The 24,094-nt window shown below is 69.9% G+C and carries 19 protein-coding genes and 1 pseudogene; 11 read left to right on the forward strand and 9 right to left on the reverse strand.

Annotated features, from left to right (window positions below; translation table 11 throughout):
- Positions 1–64: 64 nt before the first annotated feature.
- The 3 genes from ACIREO_RS27120 to ACIREO_RS27130 all read left to right on the forward strand — a co-directional run bounded on the left by ACIREO_RS27120 (position 65) and on the right by ACIREO_RS27130 (position 5,143).
- Positions 65–1,567, forward strand: coding sequence for a multicopper oxidase family protein (locus ACIREO_RS27120; RefSeq protein WP_404114743.1), 1,503 nt, complete (start codon positions 65–67; stop codon positions 1,565–1,567).
- 81 nt (positions 1,568–1,648) lie between these two features.
- The gene (locus ACIREO_RS27125) at positions 1,649–4,369 is read left to right on the forward strand and encodes an AAA family ATPase (protein WP_404114744.1); all 2,721 of its coding nucleotides are present in this window, start codon (positions 1,649–1,651) and stop codon (positions 4,367–4,369) included.
- 558 nt (positions 4,370–4,927) lie between these two features.
- Positions 4,928–5,143: a DUF6243 family protein gene (locus ACIREO_RS27130; RefSeq protein ID WP_404114746.1), complete on the forward strand. Its 216-nt coding sequence runs from the start codon at positions 4,928–4,930 to the stop codon at positions 5,141–5,143.
- A gap of 291 nt (positions 5,144–5,434) precedes the next feature.
- Here the strand turns inward: ACIREO_RS27130 and ACIREO_RS27135 are convergent, their stop codons facing one another.
- The 5 genes and pseudogenes from ACIREO_RS27135 to ACIREO_RS27155 form a co-directional block, all read right to left on the reverse strand.
- Positions 5,435–5,689 carry a PfkB family carbohydrate kinase gene (locus ACIREO_RS27135; protein ID WP_404115086.1) on the reverse strand — a complete coding sequence of 85 codons (255 nt, stop codon included), beginning with the start codon at positions 5,687–5,689 and terminating at the stop codon, positions 5,435–5,437.
- On the reverse strand, positions 5,581–6,408 hold the full coding sequence (locus ACIREO_RS27140; protein WP_404114748.1) for a sugar kinase: 828 nt from the start codon (positions 6,406–6,408) through the stop codon (positions 5,581–5,583). Before ACIREO_RS27140 ends, ACIREO_RS27135 begins: the two co-directional genes overlap by 109 nt.
- A complete protein-coding gene (locus ACIREO_RS27145) occupies positions 6,405–7,046 on the reverse strand; it encodes a bifunctional 4-hydroxy-2-oxoglutarate aldolase/2-dehydro-3-deoxy-phosphogluconate aldolase (RefSeq protein WP_404114749.1) in 642 nt (213 codons plus the stop codon). The genes ACIREO_RS27140 and ACIREO_RS27145 overlap by 4 nt, the downstream gene beginning before the upstream one ends.
- Before the next feature lie 91 nt (positions 7,047–7,137).
- Positions 7,138–7,308: pseudogene (locus ACIREO_RS27150) on the reverse strand (D-galactonate dehydratase); the annotation flags it as partial.
- Between the two features lie 157 nt (positions 7,309–7,465).
- Positions 7,466–8,389 (reverse strand): RNA polymerase sigma-70 factor, encoded by a 924-nt coding sequence (locus tag ACIREO_RS27155; RefSeq protein ID WP_404114751.1) that lies wholly within the window; start codon positions 8,387–8,389, stop codon positions 7,466–7,468.
- 196 nt (positions 8,390–8,585) lie between these two features.
- Between ACIREO_RS27155 and ACIREO_RS27160 the strand changes: the two genes are divergently transcribed.
- From ACIREO_RS27160 to ACIREO_RS27175, 4 genes are all read left to right on the forward strand, one after another.
- A complete protein-coding gene (locus ACIREO_RS27160; protein WP_404114753.1) occupies positions 8,586–9,071 on the forward strand; it encodes a carboxymuconolactone decarboxylase family protein in 486 nt (161 codons plus the stop codon).
- A gap of 442 nt (positions 9,072–9,513) precedes the next feature.
- A complete protein-coding gene (locus ACIREO_RS27165) occupies positions 9,514–9,954 on the forward strand; it encodes a hypothetical protein (protein ID WP_404114755.1) in 441 nt (146 codons plus the stop codon).
- A 145-nt stretch (positions 9,955–10,099) separates the two neighbouring features.
- Entirely contained in the window at positions 10,100–10,744 is a 645-nt protein-coding gene (locus ACIREO_RS27170; RefSeq protein WP_404114756.1) for a hypothetical protein, read from the forward strand.
- Between the two features lie 134 nt (positions 10,745–10,878).
- Positions 10,879–12,141: a DUF6357 family protein gene (locus tag ACIREO_RS27175; protein WP_404114758.1), complete on the forward strand. Its 1,263-nt coding sequence runs from the start codon at positions 10,879–10,881 to the stop codon at positions 12,139–12,141.
- Between the two features lie 220 nt (positions 12,142–12,361).
- On the opposite strand, the gene ACIREO_RS27180 is transcribed toward ACIREO_RS27175, so the two are convergent.
- The 4 genes from ACIREO_RS27180 to ACIREO_RS27195 all read right to left on the reverse strand — a co-directional run bounded on the left by ACIREO_RS27180 (position 12,362) and on the right by ACIREO_RS27195 (position 19,411).
- The gene (locus tag ACIREO_RS27180) at positions 12,362–15,424 is read right to left on the reverse strand and encodes an alpha-mannosidase (RefSeq protein ID WP_404114760.1); all 3,063 of its coding nucleotides are present in this window, start codon (positions 15,422–15,424) and stop codon (positions 12,362–12,364) included.
- A gap of 98 nt (positions 15,425–15,522) precedes the next feature.
- On the reverse strand, positions 15,523–16,506 hold the full coding sequence (locus tag ACIREO_RS27185; protein ID WP_404115087.1) for a LacI family DNA-binding transcriptional regulator: 984 nt from the start codon (positions 16,504–16,506) through the stop codon (positions 15,523–15,525).
- A 191-nt stretch (positions 16,507–16,697) separates the two neighbouring features.
- Positions 16,698–17,702, reverse strand: a complete 1,005-nt coding sequence (locus ACIREO_RS27190; RefSeq protein ID WP_404114762.1) for an ROK family protein — start codon at positions 17,700–17,702, stop codon at positions 16,698–16,700.
- On the reverse strand, positions 17,699–19,411 hold the full coding sequence (locus tag ACIREO_RS27195) for a class I mannose-6-phosphate isomerase (RefSeq protein WP_404114764.1): 1,713 nt from the start codon (positions 19,409–19,411) through the stop codon (positions 17,699–17,701). Before ACIREO_RS27195 ends, ACIREO_RS27190 begins: the two co-directional genes overlap by 4 nt.
- A 284-nt stretch (positions 19,412–19,695) precedes the next feature.
- On the opposite strand from ACIREO_RS27195, the gene ACIREO_RS27200 reads away from it, so the two are divergent.
- The 4 genes from ACIREO_RS27200 to ACIREO_RS27215 are packed head-to-tail and all read left to right on the forward strand — an operon-like array spanning position 19,696 to position 24,049.
- Positions 19,696–21,009 (forward strand): ABC transporter substrate-binding protein, encoded by a 1,314-nt coding sequence (locus ACIREO_RS27200; RefSeq protein WP_404114766.1) that lies wholly within the window; start codon positions 19,696–19,698, stop codon positions 21,007–21,009.
- Positions 21,006–21,959, forward strand: a complete 954-nt coding sequence (locus ACIREO_RS27205) for a carbohydrate ABC transporter permease (RefSeq protein ID WP_404114768.1) — start codon at positions 21,006–21,008, stop codon at positions 21,957–21,959. The genes ACIREO_RS27200 and ACIREO_RS27205 overlap by 4 nt, the downstream gene beginning before the upstream one ends.
- Before the next feature lie 2 nt (positions 21,960–21,961).
- Complete coding sequence (locus tag ACIREO_RS27210; protein ID WP_404114770.1) at positions 21,962–22,822, forward strand: carbohydrate ABC transporter permease; 861 nt, start codon at positions 21,962–21,964, stop codon at positions 22,820–22,822.
- A 48-nt stretch (positions 22,823–22,870) separates the two neighbouring features.
- Complete coding sequence (locus ACIREO_RS27215) at positions 22,871–24,049, forward strand: glycoside hydrolase family 76 protein (protein WP_404114772.1); 1,179 nt, start codon at positions 22,871–22,873, stop codon at positions 24,047–24,049.
- Positions 24,050–24,094 lie beyond the last annotated feature (45 nt).

Raw genomic sequence — 24,094 nt, forward strand, 5'->3', positions numbered from 1 at the left:
GAATCCGGGGTCTACGCAACTTACGCCGACGCGAAAGGGCCCTCCGGCGCGGGACGGTGTCCCCATGAAACGACGCACAGCGCTGAAGGCCCTCGGATTCGGCATCGGGGGCCCGATCGTCCTGACCGGCGGTGGTTACGGTGTCTACTACGCCGTCGCGAAGCAGGACACGGTCGGCCGGATCGCCTTCGACAAGGCCCTGTCGATCCCGCCGCTGGCAGAATCGAAGACCAGCACGTCGGGTGCCCGGGTCTTCACGCTCGGCATCCAGTCGGGCAGGACCCGGTTCAAGGCCGGGCCGGCCACCCGCACCTGGGGTGTGAACGGCACATACCTCGGTCCGACGATCCGCGTTGCGCGCGGCGAGAAGGTCGAGTTCGCCGTGCGCAACGGCCTGGATCAGGAGACCTCGCTCCACTGGCACGGGATGCGCCTGCCGGCGGCCATGGACGGCGGACCACACCAGGTCGTCCCGGCCGGAGAGACCTGGCGACCGCGGTGGGCGATCGACCAGCCCGCCGCGACGCTCTGGTACCACCCGCACATGCACGGTTCGACCGCCGACCACATGTACCGGGGCCTCGGCGGACTGTTCATCATCGACGACGAGGACACCGAGGTGTCGAAACTGCCGTCCGAGTACGGCGTCGACGACATCCCGATGATCGTTCAGGACCGTGCGTTCGACGGGGACAACCAGTTCGAGGAGCGGGTGCCTCTGGGCGGCTCGCTGGGCGTGATCGGTGACGAGGTGCTCGTCAACGGCACGATCGGTCCGTACGTCGACGTCACGACCAGGCTCGTACGGCTGCGGCTGCTCAATGGCTCGAACGCACGCCTGTACAACTTCGGGTTCTCCGATGACCGGACGTTCTCGCTCGTCGCCACCGACGGTGGTCTGCTCGCCAGACCGTGGAACACCGAGCGTCTGTACCTCTCGCCGGGGGAACGCGCCGAGATCGTGGTGGCCTTCAAGCCAGGAGAGCAGGTCGAGCTGCGCTCCTACCCGTCCGAGTACGGCGGCAACCTGGGACGGGTCGACGGCTTCGACGACCGTCTCGACATCTGCCGGTTCCGGGCCGCGGCCACCTTGTCCGACGGCGCAGAGATCCCCGCCGCGCTCGGCGTCGCGCCGGACCTCGCCGGCGAGAAGGCCGCGCGGGAACGCTCCTTCGTGCTCGCGTCGGACCAGATCAACAGCCGGTCGATGGCGATGGACCGCATCGACTTCGGTGTCCGCGAGGGCACCGTCGAGGTGTGGGACGTGGTCAACGACAACGGTTTCCTGCACAACTTCCACGTCCACGATGTGCAGTTCCAGGTGCTGACGGTCGACGGCGGGAAGCCGGAACCACACCTGCGCGGCTGGAAGGACACCGTCCTGCTGGCGCAGGGAAAGCACTACCGGCTGGCGATGCGCTTCCGCGGCCACACCGACCCGAACACGCCGTACATGTACCACTGCCATCTGTTGCAGCACGAGGACGAGGGAATGATGGGCCAGTTCGTCGTCCTGGGCGAGGGCGAGAAGGTCGGAGTCGTGCCGCGGACACACCACCACGCCTGAAGTCCCCGGAGCGCTGGACGTCCCTGACGGCTGGACGACCCTGGACCGGCTGGATCACCTGCGCGCTGTAGCGTACGCGCTGTGCAAACGTCGGCTCCCACTCACGGTCCGCTGCTCGGCAGGCAGTACGAGACACAGCGCCTCCAGGAGCTGATCGGCGCGGCACGGACAGGCCGGGGCGGCGCTCTGGTCCTGCGTGGTGAGGCAGGGATCGGCAAGAGCACGCTGCTGAAGCACGCGGAAGGGGCGGCGTCCGGATTCCGCGTGCTCCGCGCGAGCGGGTCCCAGATCGAGGCGGAGCTGCCGTTCGCCGCACTGCACCAGCTCTTCCTTCCGCTGCTGGGGCACCTGACCGAGCTGCCCGCCGGGCACCGCCAGGCGCTCCGGATCGCTTTCGACCTGGCGTCCGGGACACCGGACGTGTTCCGGGTCGGCCTGGCGACCCTGGGGCTGCTGACGGCAGCGGGCCAGGAGCGCCCGGTGCTCTGTGTGGTCGACGACGCGCACTGGCTCGACGCGGCCTCGTCGACGGCGCTGGCGTTTCTCGCCCGGCGCGTCTCCGCGGAGTCGGTCGCCATGGTGCTCAGCGTCCGGCTGCCGTGCGAGGCAGGCGATCTGGACGTCCTGCCGAGCCTGAGCGTCGACGGGCTGAGCGACGCCGACGCGCGGGCGGTGCTCGCCGCGCAGAGCCACGAGACGCTCGACGAACAGGTGCGTGACCGGCTCGTGGACGAGGCGCGGGGCAACCCACTTGCTCTGGTCGCCCTGCCCAGAGCCGGTGGGTTCGCCCCGCCGCGGCTCACCTCGGTGCCGACCCGGGTCGGACACGAATTCCGGGCCACGCTCTCCGGTCTGCCCGCACAGGCGCGACTCCTGCTCACGATCGCCGGTGCCGACCCGACCGGCGATCCCGGGCTGCTCTGGCCCGCCGCACGCCGTCTGGACATCGACCTGCCGACCGCCGGTACGGCCGCCACCGCCACCGGACTGGTCGAGTTCGGAACCCGCGTGCGCTTCTACCACCCCCTGGCGCGGACCGCGGCGTACGACGCCGCCGCGGCGGACGAACGGCGGCTGGCCCATCGTGTGCTCGCCGAAGTCACCGATCCGGTCGCCGACCCCGACCGGCGCGCGTGGCATCGCGCCCAGGCCGCGGCCGTCCCCGACGAGGACGTCGCCGCCGAGCTGGAGCGCTCGGCGTCCCGGGCGCGGGCGCGTGGTGGTGCGGTGGCCACGGCCGCCTTTCTCGAACGCGCGGCGGAGTTGTCTCCCGACGCCGAACAGCGTTTCGAACGGACCCTCGCGGCCACGCGCGCCCACCTCGACGCGGGCGCCACCGACAAGGCGGCCACGCTGCTCAGGACAGCGGGGGTCTCGGGTCTTGACACGTTCCAGCGGGCGGAGACCGACCTGCTGCGGGGCCGGATCGCCCTGGCCCGGGCCGACGACAGCGAGGGGCCGGCGTGGATGCTGCGCGCCGCGCGGCGGCTCGCGCTCCTGGACCCCGAACGCTCCCGGGAGAGCTATCTGGAAGCGCTCGAGATGAGTCTGCTCGTCGGACGCGCGAACGGTGTGATGGACGTGGTCCTCGCCGAGGCGAAGTCCGCGCCGCCACATCCACCGGACATCCTGGACGCGCTGGACATCCTGACCTCGAACGGGCACCGGGCGGCCGTACCCCTCATCAGGGAGGCCCTCGACGGGGCGGAGGGCCCCCTGTGGACCCGGCATCCCGCACTCGCGACCATCCTCGCGGCCGAGCTGTGGGACCCGGATGCCCATATGCGGATCATCGAGTGGCTGCTGAAGAACGGCCGTGAGTCGGGATCGCCGCTCGTCCTTAGGCTCGGTCTCGCGCAGGCCGCCTCCGCCGCCGCGCTCACCGGCGACCTCGACGAGGCGATGGCCGCGATCGCGGAGGAGGAGGCCATCGCCGACGCGACCGGTGCGCCTCCGGTCATCTACCACCGGCTGCAGCTGGCCGCGATGCGCGGACGCCGCGAGGAGGCGACCGCGCTGTTCGAAGCAGTCATGGCGACGGCCCCCGCCACGGGACAGGTGGTCTCCAACGTCCACTGGGCGAGCGCCGTGCTCAACAACGGCTCGGCCAGATACCAGGAGGCACTGGCCGCCGCACGACGTGCCACCGCCGACGGGGAGCTCTTCACCGCGGGGTTCGCCCTGCCGGAGCTGGTGGAGGCCGCCGTACGCTGCGGCGAGCAGGCCGCCGCCGTCGCCGCGCTGGCGTCGCTCACCGAACGCACCGAGGCCTGTGGGACCCCGTCGGGCCTGGGGATCGCCGCCTACGCGCGAGCGCTGGTGACGGGAGCGGAGAACGACTACCGGGAGGCGATCGACCACCTCGCCGGCACGCCGATGCTCCCGTACCGGGCCAGGGCCCACCTCCTGTACGGGGAATGGCTGCGGCGGCAGGGCCGCAGGCAGGACTGCCGATTCCACCTGCGCACCGCGCACGAGCTGTTCTCCGGCGCCGGGCTCGAGGCGTTCGGCCGGCGCGCAGCCGACGAGCTGCGCGCCACGGGCGAGACGGCGCGCAGCCGCACCGATCACGCCCGCGACCAGCTGACCATGCAGGAGCTGCACATAGCGCGGCTGGTCGCTACCGGTGCGACGACGAAAGAGGTGGCCGCCCGGCTGTTCCTCAGCCCACGGACCATAGACACCCACCTGCGCAACATCTACCGCAAGCTGGGCATCAACTCCCGCAGGCAGCTGAGGGACCGGCCCGACCTGCACCCTGCAGACCAGGCCGTCCCGGCCGGGCCATCGGGCGCACTGTGAGGACCCGCCTTCAGCAGCGCGGACGGTGGTGTCGACGGTGGCGAAAACGGTCACCGCACCCGCCGAGGCCACCAGCAGCAGACCGGCACCGGCACCGGCACCCACGGGCAGCCTTCCTCCGGTGCCGCGCCGGGCGGCCCGGCGTGCCAGCAGACCGTGTGCCAGCAGGACCACGCCGCTCCAGGCCGAGGCCGCGAACGAGGTGGTCCATACCGTCGATCTTCGGAACGAGGCCGCCGTCGCCGCACTGACCGCCCCGCTCCGCACACGCTTCGTCACGGCGTACGCCGTCTCCGCCGACACCCGCCGTTTCCGGGAGCTCCCCACGGAGTCCGAACTGGCCTACGCGCCCATCGACGCGTTCCGGTGCTCTCGCCCGGGCGGCGAAAGGGTTGGTGCGCGGGGCCGACAGAACGGGGTAACGTCTTTGTCATGTTCTTCCAGGCGCCGATTTACGAGTGAGAGCGTGATGGGCCCCTGCTGACGTCCTTCGGACGTCGCCGCCCGTCCCTCACCGATGAATCCGCAGATCACTTCACATCATTACCGGGAGAACCCGTGACCGTCAGCAAGAACATCAACAACCCCGTAGGCATGGGCGGCGGCCAGCGCAAGAAGCTGTCCCGCGCCGAACGGCAGAACAATGGTCCGCACCGCAACCTCGACCGCCAGGGTGCAGCCGACCAGAAGGCGGAGCTGGTGCGCAAGATGCGCGAGAAGGCAGGCGCATCCAAGGGCGCAGGGCAGGCGGGCGACGCCGCCGCACAGAGCTGACGCGCCCGCCACCGCAGGGCGGCACCGTACGGAAGCAGGGCCCGGACCGCGTCGCGGTCCGGGCCCTGCTTCCGTACCGGCCTCGGCCGCAGAGCCTGCCGGCCGCCCCGGCCCTGGCCGCGTGCGGTACCGCCGACGCTACGCCGGTCCGGTCCGGTCCGGTCCGGTCCGGTCCGGTCCACCAGCGATGTCGTGACCCGGACGGTCGCGCAAGCGGTCGCCGACGGGAACACCTCCTACCTCGCCGGCATCGTCGTGAACCAGTACTCCCACGTGTTCACTCGGGCAGGATCAGCGAAGGGCACTGCCGGGGGCCGCTTCCAGCAGGGTCAGTTCGTCACGGTGCGGCAGCCCTTCCCAGTCGCCGTTGGAGGCGACGGCGAAGGCCGCGGTGGTGGTGGCACGCTGGAGCCTGGCATCGGGATCGAGGGCGTCGATCAGGCCGGACAAGTACCCGGCGCAGAAGGCGTCGCCCGCACCGACGGTGTCGGTGACCGGCACCGGGCGGGCGGCCGCGCGCACCGGGGCCGCCCCGGGGAGGTACAGGTCGGCGCCGTCCGCACCGCGTTTGACGACGACTTCTCCGATGCCCGCCCCGACAGTTCCGCGATCAGGTCTGCTTCCCCTCGCTCCGGGGACGTCCCGGGGGCGGCGAAGAGCAGGGGAAGTTCGTCGTCGGACGCGATCACGACATCCACGTAGGGGAGCAGGGGGCGCAGTGCCGTTGTGGCGGCCTCCTGGCTCCACAGCCGCGTGCGGTGGTTGACGTCGAGGGTGACCGTCCAGCCGTGCTCGGCGGCGTACGCGGCAGCGGTCCTCACCGCTGCCAGAGGGCCCTCTCCCAGGGCGCAGGTGATGCCGGTCAGGTGGAGGATGCGGGCCCCCGCTTCCAGTGCCGGGGCCAGGTCCTCGGGCTGCTGGCGGGATGCGGCGGATCCTGAGCGCCAGTAGTGCACGCGCGCCAGGTCGGCGACGCGGCGCTCCCGGAGCATGGCGCCGGTCGGCGCCTGCGGGTCCATCGTGGCGTGGCTGGTCTCGACCCCCTCGCCGCGCAAGGTGCGAAGGATGAGCCGGCCCGGCTCGTCCCTGCCGGTGCGTCCGGCCCACGAGACGCGGTGGCCCAGCCGCGCCATGCCCACCGCGACATTGAACTCGGCCCCCGCCACCGTCGTACGCGCCGTACCCCCGGCTCCCAGCGGCCCCTCGGTCTGCAGCGACAGCATGGCCTCACCGAAGGTGAGGACTTCGACGGCCGGGGAGTTCACGAGCGTCCCTCCGTTCGGCAGGCGCTCAGGAAGTCCTTCGCCCGCTTCCGCAGGTCGCTCAGGTCGCCGCCGTGCGGTGCGTCACCGGCGAGCGGGCTGCCCACTCCCACGGCGACGGCCCCCGCCGCGAAGTACTCCGCGGCTGCCTGTGCGTCAACGCCCCCGACCGGTACGAACGGCACGTCGGGGAAGGGGTCGCGCAGTGCGCGCAGGTATGCGGGGCCGCCCAGTGAGGCGGGAAACAGCTTGACGGCACTCGCGCCTCCGGTGCTCACCGCGACCGCCTCGGACGGGGTCAGCGCGCCCGCCAGCACGGGCAGGTGCCGGGCCACGGCCTCCTCGAATCCGCTGCCGAGCGCGGGAGTGACGATCCAGGTCGCGCCCGCTTCCTGGGCACGCCGGGCATCGTCAGCGGTGACGACGGTCCCCGCCCCGATCGCGATGGAGGAGTCGACGGCGTCGGCCGCTCGGGAGATGACGGTGAGGGCGTCTGCCGTGTTCAGGGAGACCTCGATGAGCCCGATGCCCTCCTCCGCCAGGGTCAGAACTGTGCGCAGCGAGGCTTCGGCGTCGCGGCCTCGCACGATCGCGACGAGGCGGTCCCGGCGCAGCCTGGTGGTGAAATCGTCTGTGTCCATGTGGGTCAACTGCTCCGTGAGGTGGTGACTGGAGATGTGCGTCCGGTACGGACAGCGGGGCGGTGTGGCGAGCAGGACAGTGTGCGGCCGCTCACCACTCGGCGAAGGAACCATCCGGATGGCGCCAGATCGGGCCACGCCAGTCCGGTGTTTTCCCATCGGCCGCCCGTACGACCTTCTCATCCACCTCGATCCCCGGTTCCGGCCGGGTGGGCCGGTTCAGATGTCCTTCGCCGAAGCGGAAGACCTCGCGGTCGACGACGTCCGACGCACGGGCATACCGGCCCCGCGGAGTACACCGACCCGAACCGGCCTCGCCCCTGAGCTGACTCCCTCTGCCCCATCCGACCGGCGCCCGGGCCCGCTCGCGCGGATCCCGCACACCGCCCCAGGTCGCCCGAGGCGGATCGGGCGGGCTCTCAGCGGCTCACTGTGGTCTCCCGGTCGACGCGTGACAGCTTCTCGGGGTTCCGGACGGCGTAGAGCCCTGTGATGAGGCCGCCTTCGTGGCGTACCGCCAGGACGGTGTCGATCTCGCCGCCCGTACGCAGGATCAGGGCGGGGCAGCCGTTCACCTGTGCCGGCTGCAAGGTCACGGAGGTGAGCCTGGTGAGCACGTCAGCCACCGATTCGGCTCCCACGACGGGCTCCAGCGCGGCCTGTACGACCCCGCCGCCGTCGGTCAGCAGCACTACGTCGGGGGCGATCATGTCGAGCAGGCGCCGCAAGTCGCCTGTTTCGACCGCCTGCTGGAAGGCCGCGAGCACCTTGCGTGTCCGGGCGGGGGAGATGACCTCGCGCGGTCGGCGCGCCGCGACGTGCGCCCGTGCGCGGTGGGCGATCTGCCGGACCGCGGTGGGGGTCTTGTCGACGGCCTGAGCGATCTCGTCGTACCCCAGCTCGAAGACCTCGCGCAGCACGAATACCGCGCGCTCGGTCGGCGCGAGCGTCTCCAGCACGAGCAGCATGGCCATGGAGACGCTGTCGGCCAGCTCGATGTCCTCCGCGACATCGGGCGTGGTGAGCAGGGGCTCGGGCAGCCACGGGCCGACGTAGGTTTCCTTGCGTCGACGCAGCGTGCGCAGCCGGGTCAACGCCTGGCGCGTGGTGATGCGGACCAGGAAGGCGCGCGAGTCCCGAACAGTGTCCTGGTCGATGTCCGCCCATCGGATCCAGGTCTCCTGAAGGATGTCCTCGGCGTCGGAGGCGGAGCCGAGCATCTCGTAGGCGACGGTGAACAGCAGGTTTCGGTGGGCGACGAACGCCTCGGTGGCGGGGTCCGTGCCCCCGGTATGAGGACTGTGCCCGCTCACGTCGGCCGTTTGCCCGGTGTGCTCGTCCATCGTCCGCTCCTGCCTGTCGATTTCCTTCTCCGTGTCGCGCACAAGTCGCCGCTCCGCGCTGTCGCGTGACACAGAAGTCCGGTGGTCTTCGTCACACCGCCGTGCTGTCACAGGGCCGGGGCGGCCGGCGCCTTATGAGCATCAGGACGCTGCGGCTACGGCCGCGGCACACGATTCCAGAAGCGAGGACGCTGTGATGGAACCCCGTATGAACCTTTTCGCGAACGAGACCGGCGCCAGGATCGGCAAGCGGATCTTCGCCGTGAGCCAGGTGATCCACGAGTCGTCGCTGCCCAAGCCCACCCAGGAGCTGGTGCAGCTGCGCGCCAGCCAGATCAACGGCTGCGGCTTCTGCGTCGACATCCACGGCAAGGACGCGGCGGCCGCCGGCGAGACCGCGGCCCGGCTGAACCTGGTCGCCGCCTGGCGTCACTCCACCGTGTTCACCGAGGCCGAGCGGGCCGCGCTGGCCCTCACCGAGGAGGGCACCCGCATCATCGACAGCCACGAGGGCGTCGCCGACGAGACCTGGGCACAGGTCCGCAAGCACTACGACGACGACCAGACCATCGCGCTGGTCTCCCTGATCGCCATGATCAACGCGACCAACCGGCTCGGCGTCATCCTCAACAACCAGGGCGGCGCCTACGAACCCGGCGATCTCGCCACCATCGCCGGCTGATCATCCCTGCTGCCGTGCACTGGACGAGTGAGGCGGACTACCGCAACTTCGTCGAGCGATCGGCCAATGCCTCGCCCTGGGGCCCCAGGGCGAGGCATTGCCGTCCGCAACCGGATCCCGCTGCTGACGAGCGCGAGCGTATTCGTGCAGGAACAGGTGTGCAGCGGCTCGGCGATGGGACGGCCTCAAGAGGGGGCGGGGTCGGCTGAACGTGCGTCGCTGCTGCCCGGCTGCACTTCACCACCACCAGTTTTCTGGTCGAACGCGACGGTGGCGACGTTGCGGCCTTCCTGGTCGGCTTCCTGTCGCAGGCAGAGCCCGAATCCGCCTACGTGCACTTCGTCGGCGTCGACCCGACGTTGCTCGACCTTGTCGGCCGGTGTTGAGACCTTGCCGTGGCCCTGGTGCGCGGGGTGGCGGCCGGGCAGGCTAGTTTGCTCGGATGAGTCTCCTTGATGATGTGGCCGAGCGCGACGGCTGGCGGTGCTGGGTGTGTGACGAAGCGGTCGACCCGGGCGAGTCGGTGAACGACCCGCGGGGGCCGAGCGTCGACAGCCGGACCGCCGACCGGAAGGCCAAGGTCGCCGAGCGGCTCGCGCACCGCGGATGCAACACCCGCAAGGGCGCGGTCAAGGTGGTCATCGCCTGGCCGGAGCGCCTGTACGTGGTCGAACCCGCGCCGCTGATCACCGTTGCCGGGAGGCTGGAGCGCAAGGGAGGCCGCGAGATGGTGGGCCGTTGCCCGACCGAGCGGGACGCCCAAGAGGCGGCGGACTGGCTGGTGGACCGGTTCTCCCGGCTCGTACCGGGGCTGCCGGTGACCGCCGGCATCGAGCCGGGCGGCGGTCAGTTCCTCGTCACCCTGACCACCGGCCGCCGCTGACCGTCACCAGCGCGGTTGCCGCGGCCATACGCAAGGGGCGGGGAACGCCGGCGGCTTCACGGTGCCCGGGACGTGGCAGCGGCAGGTCCGTCTGCTCCGATGCGACTACGCTGGCGAAGTTGCCACACGTGAACGAAGGACTCACATGGCTCGCCCTTACATTCCCGGACCAAAACAGTTCGTCTTCGCTGTCGGTGATGGCAACGACCAGCGGGTCTCCGTAGGCGACCCTCAGGAAGCGTACGAAGCATTCTCCGAGTTCTTCCGGAATCGAGATTCCGACACCTACACCATCGCGGATGAACCGGCGGGCCAAAGCTTGGTACTCATGCCGGTTCAAGGTGTGATCGCCCGGATCGAGGTGGCGGATCGGCCTCGGCCGGAATACCTCCAGGTCGACAGGGCCAATCGCTACCTGCCGAGCGCGATGCTGTTTTTCGAGAACGGATATGCCGGTCTCAACCGCTTCGGCCAGTGGTTCTCGGATCTCGACGCGTCGCCGGAGACTCGCGGTGCTACCCGCGCCGCCACCATCACGACCGAAGCCGCGGCAGTCGAAGAAGTCGCCCGGATCTGGGGCGATTCGGGCATCGTAGACCCGAGCAACCAGTACTACGTCTTCTTCGACTCGCATGATGTCGACGATGACCGAGCTGAACGAGCCGAACTGCTCATGTTGATCGGATTTCTCGGTCTCGAACGAGTCGACGCCCCGGCCGAGGCCGACGATGGCGAAGTCTGGGTGCGCACCGATGTGCGCCTCGACGTCGAATTCGAACGGTGGTCATGAACAGGTGGTTCGGGATGGGGCTGTAACCCCGCCGTGATGCCCGCCGTGGGCCCGGGGGGGCACAACCGTCTGGCTCGACCATGACGAGCGTGCTCCCTACTCGCTCGTCTCGTCCGATGGGGAAGACCAAGTACATGAGAGACGTCGTTTTCACGCGCGAGGGCGGCTGGATCCCGAGCGTGATCCGTGAGGACGGTGAGCTGAAGCTGATGCTCGGCGCCGGGGCCGACGCCAACCACGCGCCGCGCACGTTCACGTTCTCGATCAGGGAAGCCCATCTTGCGGTGATCCGGGAGGACCTGGCCAGACACCTGCTGCTGTGGAGTGCGGTCCTTCCGCTGTGCGACGCCGCCGGAACCCGGGGACAGCTCGAAGAGGACGCTGCCGTCGCGCTCCTGGACCCGATCCTCCTCTCCGCGCCCGCGGACGTCGACGCGCTCTTCCAGCGCATCCGGTGGGACAGGGGACGGCTCATCGCCCATGGGGCCGACATCGATTTGCTCGAGCGCGGTCAGGTCTGCGCGGCGATGCGCACGGCGACGGAGACGTCCAACGGGAGACGAGCTCAGGAGTACCACGCGAACCGCCGTCGTGCCGAGCGCGGAACAGTACTCGGTCCGCTCGACGCCGCGATCCTGACGTACACGGGCCAGTATCTGCACGGCTCGACGGTACCGAGGCGGACGCCCGATGCCGTCGACCCCGCGCTGCTGCCGGAGGTCATGCGTGTGATCGCCGCTGCGGAGCAGGCGTGCGCCGGGATACGGATCGGCCGCGATCCGCGACGGGGAAAGCGCGCCACGGACAAGCGCGACTGGGATCGGATGGCGACGACGGGCGACGCGGCCGTGCGCCGTGCACACCCTGAGCTCGTCGATGACGCGGTGCGTACCGTGAGCTTCCTCATCTGCTCGGAGGCCGCCGACCGCTCCAGGAGCACGCCCATGGACGACGACGGGGAGGCTGCCGGCGACCGCGTCGGCTTCGGCGAGAGTGCGAGGAAGACGATCCTGTCGTTCACCGACGACAAGGGCGTCGAGAAGCAGTGGCTCACGGCCGGCCCCCGCACCGCCACCGCGGAGTTCTGGGCGTTCGTCGGAGATCGCTCTGCCGCGGACAACGAGGTGTTCACCATTGAGGACGAGGAGATGGGCGAAGGGATCCAACTCCACTTCTACGCGGATTCCATCGCCCGGATCAGGACGGCGCACGAGGGTGAAGGCGGGTCGGATCCGGAGTACCGGGTCGAGTACAGCCTGGTCGACGGGATCAGCGGGTACCGGAAGCTGGTGAGCGCCTTCGTCCGCGGCGGCTGTGCCGCACTCGAACAGCACGGCTCCTGGATGTCGGATACCGCTGAGTTCGAGCGCGCGCGGCGGCGGCGCGACGCAAGGTAGTCCGCGTGAAGCCGCGGCCTGAAACCGGCCACTGCGGGGCGCACCGGGAGGGCGCCTCACCGGCCGCTCGCCGCCGGATTGCCCTGGTGGGTGAACGCCGCCCAGTGATGCAGGTGGTGGAGATCCCACCGAACTCCGTTGAGGCAACCGTCACGGTAACCGCCGTCCCGGGCTCCGGCGGGCGGCGGGAGCGAATGCAACCGCCCCCGCCGAACTTTGGTCAGGCGCGTGGAGTCAGCCGCACAGTCAGGATCTGGAACGGGCGCAGCACGAGCGGAACGCCGTCGGATGTGACGGGAAGCTCGGATCCTTCTGCCAAGGGCCGTTCGAGCAGGTCGGTCATTGCGACGGTGGTCAACGGAAAACCGGCGTACAAGATCGTCGTGGCGCGTCCGCCGAGCGACTCGTAAAGACGCACGATCACGTCTCCCGAGCAGTCGTCCGCGAGCTTGACCGCCTCGATCACGACACCGCTGTGGTCGACTTCGACCAGAGGGGCGACAACGGCTGTGCCGACGACGGCGCGTTCGGCAAGGTTGAAACGGTAGCCCTCGCGGACGGCGTCACCGATGTCCGCGCCGATCACCAGGCCGTAGCGCAAACGGTGTTCGCCCTGGTCGGTGTCGGGGTCCGGGAAGAGCGGTGCGCGCAGGAGCGAGAGCCTGGCGGTGGTCGTCGTGCCGCCGTCGGGACGGACATCGTGGGTGACGTCGTGGCCGTAGGTGGAGTCGTTGACCAGCGCCACTCCCCAGCCTGGCTCCTCCAGGTGCAGGAAGCGGTGAGCGCAGATCTCGAAGCGGGCCGCGTCCCAGCTGGTGTTGGAGTGGGTGGGCCGCCGGACATGGCCGAAGGGGATCTCGCTGGTGGAGTTACCAGCCCGGATGTCGAAGGGGAACGCGGCCTTGAGGATCTTCTCGCGCTCCCGCCAGTCGATGGTGGTGTCGATGTCGAGTCGGCGGGCGCCTTCCCGCAGGGTCAGCAGTTGCCGGATGCGCGACCTGTTGACGCTCCGTACGACTTCGATGGCGTCGTCGTGGGCCGTGACCTCGTCGGCCAGGGTGAGGTCCTGCACGGTATTGCGGTAGAACGCGTCGACGTCCCAGGCGTCCCACTGGTTGGGGAAGTCCTGATGGAGCTGGAGCAGGTTGCCCACCGAACCGGGGGCGAGCGCCTCGCGCCCGGCTGTCAGGTCGTACGCGGACGTGATCAGGCCGCGGGCGTCGACCGTGATCCGCACCGATCCGTTGTCCAGGACGAGGCTGTCGTCGGGGCCTGGTCGTACGGGTGCCGTCCGCGGTGGTGTGCTGCGGGGGGCGCCGGCGAGTGCCGGCACCCCGTCGCGGCTGTGTGGGGCAGCGTTGAAGACGACGCTGCCGCCATCGGCGTCTGCCGGCCCGGCCAGGGCGCGCTGGGCGGTGTCGACGATGGTGTTCAGTTCGCGGGCGACCTCCTGGTGGGCGCTCTCTGTTTCCCGGTGCACCCAGGCGATGGAGGAGCCGGGCAGGATGTCGTGGAACTGGTGCAGCAGAACGGTCTTCCATATGCGGTCGAGCGCGGCGTACGGATAGGGCTCCCCCGTCCGCAACGCGGCCGTGGCCGACCACAGTTCCGCCTCCCGCAGCAGGTGTTCGCTGCGCCGGTTGCCCTGTTTGGTGGCGAGCTGGCTGGTGAGGGTGCCCCGGTGGAGTTCCAGGTAGAGCTCGCCGACCCAGACCGGCGCATCGGGGTACTCTTCGTGGGCCTTGGCGAAGAAGTCGGCGGGCCCCTCCATCTCCACCCTTGCCGAGCCCTCCAGATCGGTGAGCCGGTCGGCACGCGCCAGCATTTCGCGGGTGGGGCCGCCCCCGCCGTCGCCGTAGCCGAACGGCACCAGGGAGCGGTTGGCAGCCCCCTTGTCGCGGAAGTTGCGTTCGGTGTGGCCGATGTCGGCTCCGGAGAGGTCGCCGTTGTACGAGTCGACGGGCGGGAAGTGGCTGAACACCCGAGAGCCGTCGATGCCCTCCCACCAGAAGGTGTGGTGCGGGAACGCGTTCGTGGTGTTCCAGGAGATCTTCTGCGTGAGGAACCAGTCGATACCGGCGAGCTTCATGAGCTGTGGCAGCGCGGCGTTGTAGCCGAAGGTGTCCGGCAGCCACATGTCCCGCGTCTCCACGCCGAACTCCTCCAGGTAGAACCGCTTGCCGTGGACGAACTGACGGACCAGGGACTCGCCGCCCGAGAGGTTGGTGTCGGGCTCGACCCAGAGACTGCCGGTCGGCAGGAACTGCCCGGTCGCCGCCTTCTCCAGCACCCGGGCGTACACCTCGGGGCGCTGTTCCTTGAGCCAGGCCAGCTGTTGGGCCTGTGACATGACGAATCGGAAGTCGGGGTGGTCGTCCATCAGCGCGGTCACGTTCGAGACGGTGCGGGCCGCCTTGCGGACGGTTTCGCGCACCGGCCACAGCCAGGCTGTGTCGATGTGCGCGTGGCCGACGGCCGAGATTCGGTGGGCGCTCGCGTGTGCCGGCGCGGAGAGCGCGGGAGCCAGCAGTGTCCTGGCCTGTCCGGCGGTGCCGCCGATGTCCTGGAGATCGATCGCGTCGAGGGCTGTGCTCACCGCGTACCGGATCTGGCTGCGGCGGGTGGAGTCCTCGGGCAGCTGATGCATGAGCCCGGAGAGGACGTCGAGGTCCTGGACGAGCTCCCAGACCGTCTCGTCGAAGACGGCGAGATCCATGCGGGTCAGCCGGTACAGCGGTTCACCGACATGACCGCTGGGCCCCTCGGCGCGCAGCCAGGGGGCGACTTCGCCGGCACGGGTGGGGACGAAGGGGTCGCCCGCGGCGTCGAAGTCGAAGATCAGCGGGTTGGCGGAAGCCTCGATGTGGAACTCGAAGTCTTTGCCCCGCTCCGCCCGTTCGGATACGAGGAGCCAGGTGTTGCGCGGGTTGAGGGCTTTTACGGGGGTGCCGTCGGCGCGGTACACGAGCCCCTCGGCGGAGAAGCCGGGCTGCGTGGAACCGAAGCCGAGGTCGAGCACCGCTTCGACCCGTTCACCCACCCAGTCGGCAGGGACGGTGCCACGGATCCTGAACCAACTGGTGGACCAGGCCGGGCCCCAGTGTTCACCGATGCTGATCGGCTTGTGGGGTCCGGAGATTCCCTCGCTCACCGGGACCGGTTCGCCGGAGACGTGGTGAACGCTCACCTCCAGAGGGAGGGAGTTGACGTGGACTGCGGGCCTGAGACGCTGGTCGAGTACCCGGGCGAGCCGGCGTTCGGTCAGCGTGCGGTCGTCGTGCATGGAGACTCCATCGAAAGTTCCGCGCGAGTGGCGGCAGGTCCGTCCGTCGGCACGTCGAATGGCAGTGGTGTCCCGGAAACGGGCGGACGGTGCGAGGCTTACGGTCGGTTGATCCCGTACCGGATGACTTCGGTGGGGACCACGGAGCGTCGTGCGGGCAGCGGGTTGTCGGGGCCGGCGTTGATGCGGTCGATGAGCATCTGGCCGGCCCTGCGCCCGATCTCGTCGGCGTCGTAGGACGCGATCGTCAACGGGAGCCCGAGGACGTCCGCCAGGTCGAAGTCGTCGAAACCGGCCAGGGCCACCGGGACTTCGAGGGTGCGGACGGCCCGGATGGCGCCCTGGGTCAGCCGGTTGTTGGTGCAGAAGAGGGCGGTGGGGGCGCCGGGCTCCCGCAGCAAGGCGACGGCGGCGCGCTCGGCCGTGGCGACGTCGGCCAGTCCGCGGCGGATGTGGCGTTCGTCCGGCTCCAGGCCGGCCGCCTCATGGGCGGCCCAGTAGCCGCGGAAGCGTTCGGCGCCGGTGTAGAGCGCGGGCGGGTTCCCCAGGAACCCGATCCGCCGGTGTCCGTCCTCGATCAGCCGCCCGGTGGCCGCTTCCGCTCCGCCGAAGTCGTCGACCAGTACGCAGTCGGCGTCCATCCCCGCCGGCGGCCGGGAGGCGAGGACGATCGGCATGCCGCGCAGCGCGGCTGGTGCCAGGTGACGGTGACTGCCGCCCGCCGGTACCACGATCATCCCGTCGACCTGGCGGGACGCCAGGTCCTCCACCAGCCCTCGCTCCCGGTCGACCTGTTCGCCGGTGTTGCCGAGCAGGACCCGCAGGCCGTGTTCGTACGCCACCTCCTGGACGCCGAGAGCCAGCCGCGAGTAGAAGGGGTTGGCCAGGTTGGTGACGACCAGACCGATCATCCCGCTGCCACCGACCCGTAGTCGGCGAGCGGTTTCGTTCCGCCGGTAGCCGAGTGCGTCGACGGCGCTCATCACCCGCTCCCGGGTGGCTTCGGTGACCCGGGGGTCGTCCTTGAGCACGCGGGAGACGGTCATCGCGCTGACCTCGGCACGGGCGGCGACGTCACGCATCGTCGGCGTGGCGACGCCACTCGGTCGATGCTGCGCCACGGCCGGTCCTTCCTTCGTGCCGTCAGGGGAACTGTGCCGTCGGTGGGCTGCCGAAGCCGCAGGAGCCGTCATTGTAGAGAGTGCCCGGCCGGTGGCGCCGTCCGACCCGGCGGGCGGATCCGGCGGCTCCCTGTCGCGGGGCGGCGCCGTCCTCACGGCCGGGCAGCCCGGTGGGCGTCAGAGGCTACGGGTCCGGCCGCCGGAAGGCCGGGCTCCGGTGGGTCACCCTCCGTCCGGCATGCCAGCGACCAGTGGGCGGCGCCGATCAGGGGTGCGTCGGCGGGCCGTAGGGCGGTACGCAGGTCCATCGCGGCGACGACGGCTTCCGCTCCCGGCCCGGCGGCCCCGGCCCCGGTGGTGAGTCCGGCGCGCAGCTCGGGGCCTATGAGGTCCCAGGACGCGGCCATGGAGCCGCCGACGACCATCACGTCCGGCCGGAACACCGCGCACCAGGGTGCCAGGGCACGCCCCAGCGTGGTGAAACACCCGCTGATCGCAGCCACGGCGTGCGGGTCCGCCCTGCGGGCCGATGCGGCGATCGCGCTCACGTCCGGGCCCTCGGCCCGCCCGTCAAGACCTGCCGCCTCTGCGTACCTCGCGCGGATCGCCCGCCGCGAGACCACCTCCTCCAGCGGCTGTCCGTCGACGGTGATGCGGTGGGCGCGGCCTCCCGGCGGCACGGTGGGGCCTTCGGTCACGGGGCGTCCGTCGTGCAGGAACGAGGATCCGACACCGGTACCGAGCGTGACGCACACGGACCGGTTCCGCAGTGCTGCGGCCCCGCTGTGGTGCTCCCCGATGGCGAAGGCGTCCGCGTCGTTGAGGAAGCTGATGGCGCGCGCGTGCGGCAGCCGATCGCGCAGTTCCGCCCCGACGTCGATGTCGTGCAGCGACTCGAACTTGCCGATGCCCCGGAATCTGCCGATGCCGGCCGTGTAGTCGAACGGCCCCGGTACCGCGACGCCCCAACGCGTCCGGTGGGGTGCCGCGATGTGCCGGGCGGCCTCGGCGAAGCAGTCGAGGATCTCCGCGGCACCGGCATCGGCGGCCACAGGCCTGCGGATGACCGAACCGGCGACCGGCAGGCCGGTCGTCATGTCCACCAGGGCGGCGGTGACATGGGTACCGCCGATCTCCAGTACGGGCACCCGGGTCATGACGGTGTCACCAAGGACTTGACGACCTGTACGGGCCGTCCGCCGACGGGGTGGAGTCGATAACTTCCCACTGCGGCCGGCACGGTGAGAGTTTCGGCGAAGGCCAGGTCGTGACGCCGGCCGTCTGCGGTCTCCACCACCACGCCGTCACCGGCGGCGACGTTGAGGATGTGGAATCGGCCCTCGGTGTCGTCGTCGGCCGGCCCCGTTCCGTCGAGTACGAAGCGGTGGACCACGTAGAACATCTCGGGCAGGGCACCGATGACCTCCTCGCGCCAGCCCGCGCCCTCGCGGAGGAGGCGTGGCTGCTGGACGAGGTCCTCGACGACCTCGCTGCCGCGCCGCCCGGTGTCGAGGTTGGCGAAGGCATGACGGTGGGACAGCGGCCTGGGCACTCCGGAGGTGGAGCGGCGCAGCCAGTCGTAGAAGCGCAGCGAGTAGAGGTAGGGCGTGGCGCTGATCTCCAGCACGAGGTTGCCCGCCCCGGAGGAGTGCGGGGTGCCGGCCGGGATCATGAACAGCTGGCCGGGATCGGCGGGGAACGTCTGGACGTGGTCCTCGACGCGCAGCGGTGTGCCGTTGGTCGCCGACGCCTCCACTTCCTTGCGCAGGATGTCCACGTCCGAATTCTGCCGCAGCCCGAGGAAGACCCGGGACCCGGGATCGCTCGCCGTGACGTAGTAGGTCTCGTGCTGGGTGTAGGGCCAGCCGAAGGTCTCCCGCATGTACTGCTCCTGCGGGTGGCAGTGCAGAGAGAGGTTGCCGCCCCCGACGGTGTCGAGGTAGTCGAAGCGGATGGGGAACGAGGTGCCGTAGCGCTGATGCACGTCCGTGCCGAGGAACTGCTCCGGGTGCAGGACGCACAGGAGCTGGAAGGGCAGTTCCACCAGTGCCCCGGTGTCCTGGCCGACGAGGACGCCCGCTTCGGGGGCGATCAGCTCGTAGCCGAGGGCGGTGTTGCCGTTGCCGGGCTCGAAGCCGAGCTTCTCTGCAGCCCACTGGCCGCCCCAGGGGGTCGAGTTGAAGTAGGGGCGGGTGCGTACGGGCTGCCGGGCGAGGCCGGCGAGGGTGGCGCGGACCGCCTCGCCGTCCAGGGAGGCAGGGGCCCCCGGGTCCTGTACGTCGATCCACCGGTCGATCCTGGACGCGAGCGCATCACGGTGACGGTCGGTGACGGGCCAGTCGGTGTAGAAGAGGCTGCGCAGGTCGCCCGCTGCGTGCGGACGCCCGAGGTTGACGCCCACCGGCAGCGTTCCGGAGGCGACAGCACTCTCGGCGTACCGCTTGGGCAGGTCCGCCCACCAGAGCAGATCGGGCGAGCAGAGGGCGGCCCCGGGGCCGAAGACCAGCAGGATGCCGCTCGTGGGGCGTTCGACGGCCGGCCGGCCGTCGAAGAGGTCGGCCACCTCGAACTCGGCGAGCGGCAGGAAGAACGCGTCGGACTCGGCGTCAGGGACGCACAACCGCTCGACGGCTGCCGATGACCAGCGCTCTCGCACATCGAGAACGGCAACCTCGATGGACCGTTCCCGCAGGGCGGTGGCGATCCCCTGGGCGGCTTCGTGCCAGTCCAGAGCCGCAGGCCCGTCCAGGGCGAGTACGGCCGGTCGCGTGGGCAGGGTCGCGACAGCGTCGTTCCACCCGGTGACCACGGCACCGGTGGCCGGATAGCGGGGGTTGCGTTCGTAAGGGCGGGGCTCTGAGTGCACAGGTACTCCTGAAGAGTGAGCGGGCGACCGAGGGGATGGTATCGATAACATTCAGAGTGGACAAGGCAAGTGAGCGACTGCCAGGCATAACCACTGCTAGATATGGGTTGCAGGCGAATTTTCGTCAGGAAGCCTTGTTTCGGCCCCATGGTGTCGTTAACATCCTGGCAATCCGAACCGCCGATGCCGTGCGGTGCGGCGAGATCTCTCTGAGGGCCGTACCCCCTCACCCACCACACCCCAGAGCCGGGGATCCCTGCCGGGGTCCCAAGGGAAGGGAACCCATGAGATCAATCGGCGGGGCGACACAGTGGTCGTCCCACCCGCTCGGCCGCCGGAGCGTTCTGGCGGGCATCGGAGCGGGCGGTGCGGCCATGCTGGCAGGCTGCGCCCGCGGCGACAGCACCGCGGTGAAGCCCGGCACCACCTCGCTCGCCAACGACAACGCCACCTGGGACCAGGGCTATGTGACGGCCGGGCGAGAGCTGAAGAAGCTCACCGGCTACGCGCTGCGGCCACTGTCCAACCCGAACCCCACGTCGTACAGGCAGGTCACGCAGATTTCACTGCAGACCACCAAAGCCACCGACATGATCAAGTGGGCCTCGGGCTATTTCCTCAAATCGCTGGCCCGCACCGGGGAGCTCAGCGATCTTTCCTCCATGTGGGCCGACTACGAACGCAGGGGCTGGGTCACGTCCCAGACCCGCGAGTCGATGTCCTACCGAGGCTCCGTGTACGGGATCCCGCTCTACGAGTCGTACTACGTGCTGTTCTACAACACGGCCCTCTTCCGCAAGCACGGCCTCCGGGCGCCCGGCACCTGGGAGGAGCTGCTGCACAACGCCGAGGTGCTGAAGAAGGCGGGCGTGATCCCGTTCGTCGCCACACAGAACGGCAACTGGCCCGCCTACGAGTGGTTCCAGGAGCTCGTCAGCAAGGTGGATCCCGCGTTCTACACGGAGCTGATCAGCGGAAAGGCGCGTTATACCGACCCCCAGGCGATGAAAGCCCTGCAGATCTGGCAGGACTTCATGCGCAAGGGCTGGATGACGCCGGCGGACTTCGACCAGAACAACGGCCCTGCGGCGCTGAAGGCCGGGCGGGTCGGTATGTTCCTGCACGGTTCCTGGCAGTCGCAGGGGCTCGCCGCCACCGGCATGAAGCCGGGTGTCGACTTCGACGCCTTCGTCATGCCTCCCGTCGAGTCCTCCACCCGCCGCTCCGTCATCACCGAGTCCGGGGTGCTCGCCGTCCCGCGCAAGGCCGTCTCGCACGACGCCGCGATGGCCAACGCGGCGAACTGGCTCGACCCGAAGGTCCAGAAGGTGTGGACCGACTTCCTCCAGGACGCCTCGGCCAACCCACGGTCCCGGCCGGGCAACCCGGTGATGGCCGGTCTCAAGGACCGTGCGCTGCGGGAGCACTGGACGCTGCTGCCGCGCTATGGCGAGTCGGGCCCGCCCAACCTCATCCAGGGAAACACCGACGACTTGGGGAGCTTTATGACCGGGGCCTCCTCCCCTGAGAGCACGCTGCGCAGCATGGCGGGTCGGGCAGCCGAGGAGTGGGCCGCGTGGGAGAGGGACGAGGCATGAGTTCCTCCCTCGACCAGCGCCGGCCCCCGCCCCCCGGGCCGCACATCTCTCCAGGGCCGGGCCCCACCGCGCCCACGCCCCGGCCTGCCCGGCGAATACGGGACAGACTGGCCGGGGCCGGGTTCCTGGCTCCTGCCGTGTTCCTGGTGAGCATCCTGCTGCTGCTCCCGTTCGCCACGACCGTCTACCGGAGCTTCTTCGACGACAGGCGCGTCTCGGGATTCGCCGGTCTCGGCAACTACGCCCTGTTCCTCAACGACCCGGTGCTGACCCGCTCGATCCAGAACACCCTGATGTGGGTGGTCGGCACGGTCGCACTGCCGCTCGTGCTGGGCCTGGCCATCGCCGTGGTCACGCACGGCGCCGGATGGTCCCGTGCGGCACGGCTGATCGTCGTCCTTCCCTACGCCTTGTCCGGCTCGGCCGTCGCGGTGGTGTGGAACTTCGTCCTCAACACCGACGGCGCCGCGAACCAGGTGCTCAAGGCGTTCGGCATGGGCTCACTCGCTCAGGGCTGGCTGCTGGAGTGGCCGGGCAACACGCTGGTGATGATCGTCGCCAACACATGGCAGTCGGCGGGCGTCGCGGTGATCCTCTTCATGGTCGGCCTCCGGACCATCCCGCCCGAGACCCTCGAGGCAGCGTCCCTGGACGGTGCGACGGGCTGGCGGAAGTTCTGGTTCGTCGTGCTGCCCCAGCTGCGGACCGTCTCGGTGATCGTCGTCGGCACCAGCCTGGTCAACGGGCTCAAGTCCTTCGACCTGATCTGGGTGCTCACCCAGGGCGGGCCCGGCCGGCAGTCCGAGACGCTCGCGGTCTCGATGTACCAGGAGACCTTCCTCGCTCTGCACCCCGGCGCGGGCGCGGCGGTGGCGGTCGTCCTCACCACGATCGTGCTGTTCACCTCGTGGCTGTATCTGCGGCGTCAGCTGACCCCGAAAGGCAACTGATCATGCCCACCCTCCCCGGCACACCCGCCCGTGCCCCGCGAACGCGGCCCACGCCGGGCCGGATCCTGCGCAACACGACCCTGGTGGTCATCTCCGTCGCCTGGGCGCTGCCCACCTGGCTGCTGCTGGTCAATGCCCTGGTGCCGGCTGCCGACTACGGCGGTACGCCGCACTGGTGGCCGCAGGGCTTCGGTCTCTTCGACAACATGTCGCAGGCCTGGACGAAGGCGGATCTCGGCCCCTCCATGGGCAACAGCCTGCTCTACGCCGTCACCAGCGCCGCCGCCGCGATCGTGGTGGCCACCACCGCCGCGTTCGCGACCGTCATCATGCCGGTCAGGCACAAGACGCTGTGGTTCTGGCTGATCTACTCGGGAACCCTGCTGCCGCTCCAGGTCTTCCTGCGCCCGCTGTTCCTCGCCTACGCCGACACAGGGCTCTACGACGCCCAGTTCGGGCTGTTCCTCGTGTACGTGGCGATCGCCATCCCGTTCGCCTACTTCATCATGCGCAACTTCGCGCTGACGCTGGCACCGGAGATCATCGAGGCCGCCCGGATGGACGGTGCGTCCTGGTGGCGGATCTTCTGGCAGATCCACGTGCCACTGTCGAGGTCCGCCATGGTGGCCGCCTTCGTCTTCCAGTTCGTCGCCGTCTGGAACGACCTGCTCTTCGGGATCACGCTGTCCACCAGCAAGAACATCCGCCCGGTCATGGCCGCGCTGGCCGAACTCCAGGGCAACTACTCCAATGTGGGACCGCCGGTGGTCCTCGGCGGGGCACTCCTGGTCTCGCTGCCGACGGTCGTCCTGTTCTTCTCCGCACAGCGCTTCTTCGTCAGCAGCCTCAAGCTGCACGGCTGAGCCTCAACCGGCTGCCCGTCGCCGATCCACCTTCTTGAAAGGCAGACCATGGTGAAGACACCTGTACGCGCCGCGCTGTCCCTCGCCGTCCTCTCCGGGGCGCTGTGGGCGAGTCCTGCCGCCGCCGCCGACCGTGAGGAGACCGCGCCCTCGACCTGGGCCCACCGCGCCGAGGTCACCTACGACTCCTTGCAGCAGCACCTCTACCAGGGCTCGCAGGAACACGGGCTGTACCTGGAGAAGACGCCGCGCAAGGAGGGGGAGAACCCCCACTCCTACCTCTGGCCGCTGCGTGAGGCGGCCGCCGCCACCGTCGACATGTCCGAACTGCCGCGCGTCGGTGCCCGCTACGAGCGCGATGCCGCCGAGCGCTTCACGGCACTGCGGCTGTACTTCGACCCCCGCGACGGCAGGCCCGGGTACGACTCCTATCTGCCGGCCCCTCTTGGCCAGGGCGGCGACGTCTTCTACGACGACAACGCCGTGGTCGGGCTCTCCTTCCTGGACCAGTACCGGTCGACCGGCGAGGAGGCCTACCTCGACCGGGCGCTGGAAACCTATTCGGTCGTCAGCCGGGGCTGGGACGAGGACCCCGCCAAGCCGTGCCCCGGAGGCATGCGCTGGGTCGACTCGCCGGACAACACCATGCGCGCGGCGAACGTCACGGGGCTGGCCGCCCAGCTGGCCTCCGAGCTCTACGCCATCGACCACGACGACGAGTTCCTCGCGAGTGCGAAGAAGTGGTACGAGTGGAACTGGTCGTGCCTGCGCCGGTCCCCCGGCCTGTACGACAACAGCCGCGACGACGACGGCAGCGTGAACGAGACCCTCTGGTCGTACAACTCCGGCGCGATGATCGGCACCGCCGCCACGCTCTACCGCGCGACCGGGGATCCGAGCTACCTCGACCGCGCCGTCGAGGACGCGAAGGGCTCCCTCGCGTACTGGAAGGAGGGGGACCGGCTGCACGACCAGCCGGCGATCTTCAACGCCTTCTACTTCGACAACCTGCGCATCCTGAACGAGGTGCGGCCCGACCGTGCCTACCGAACGGCCGCTGCCACCTACGCCGAGGAGACCTGGAAGGAGAACCGGACACCGTCCGACGGACTGTTCCGATTCCAGCCCTCCGGCGGTGGCGACCACGCCCCGGCCGCGCAGGCCGAGACACTCGAACAGTCCGCGATGGTACAGATCTTCGCCGGTCTCGCCACCGACCGTTCCTGATCCTCCCGCACGCCTGAGCAGCACCTCCCGGCACCACACACGAGT

The organism is Streptomyces sp. NPDC102441 (assembly GCF_044765585.1).
Lineage (GTDB): Bacteria > Actinomycetota > Actinomycetes > Streptomycetales > Streptomycetaceae > Streptomyces.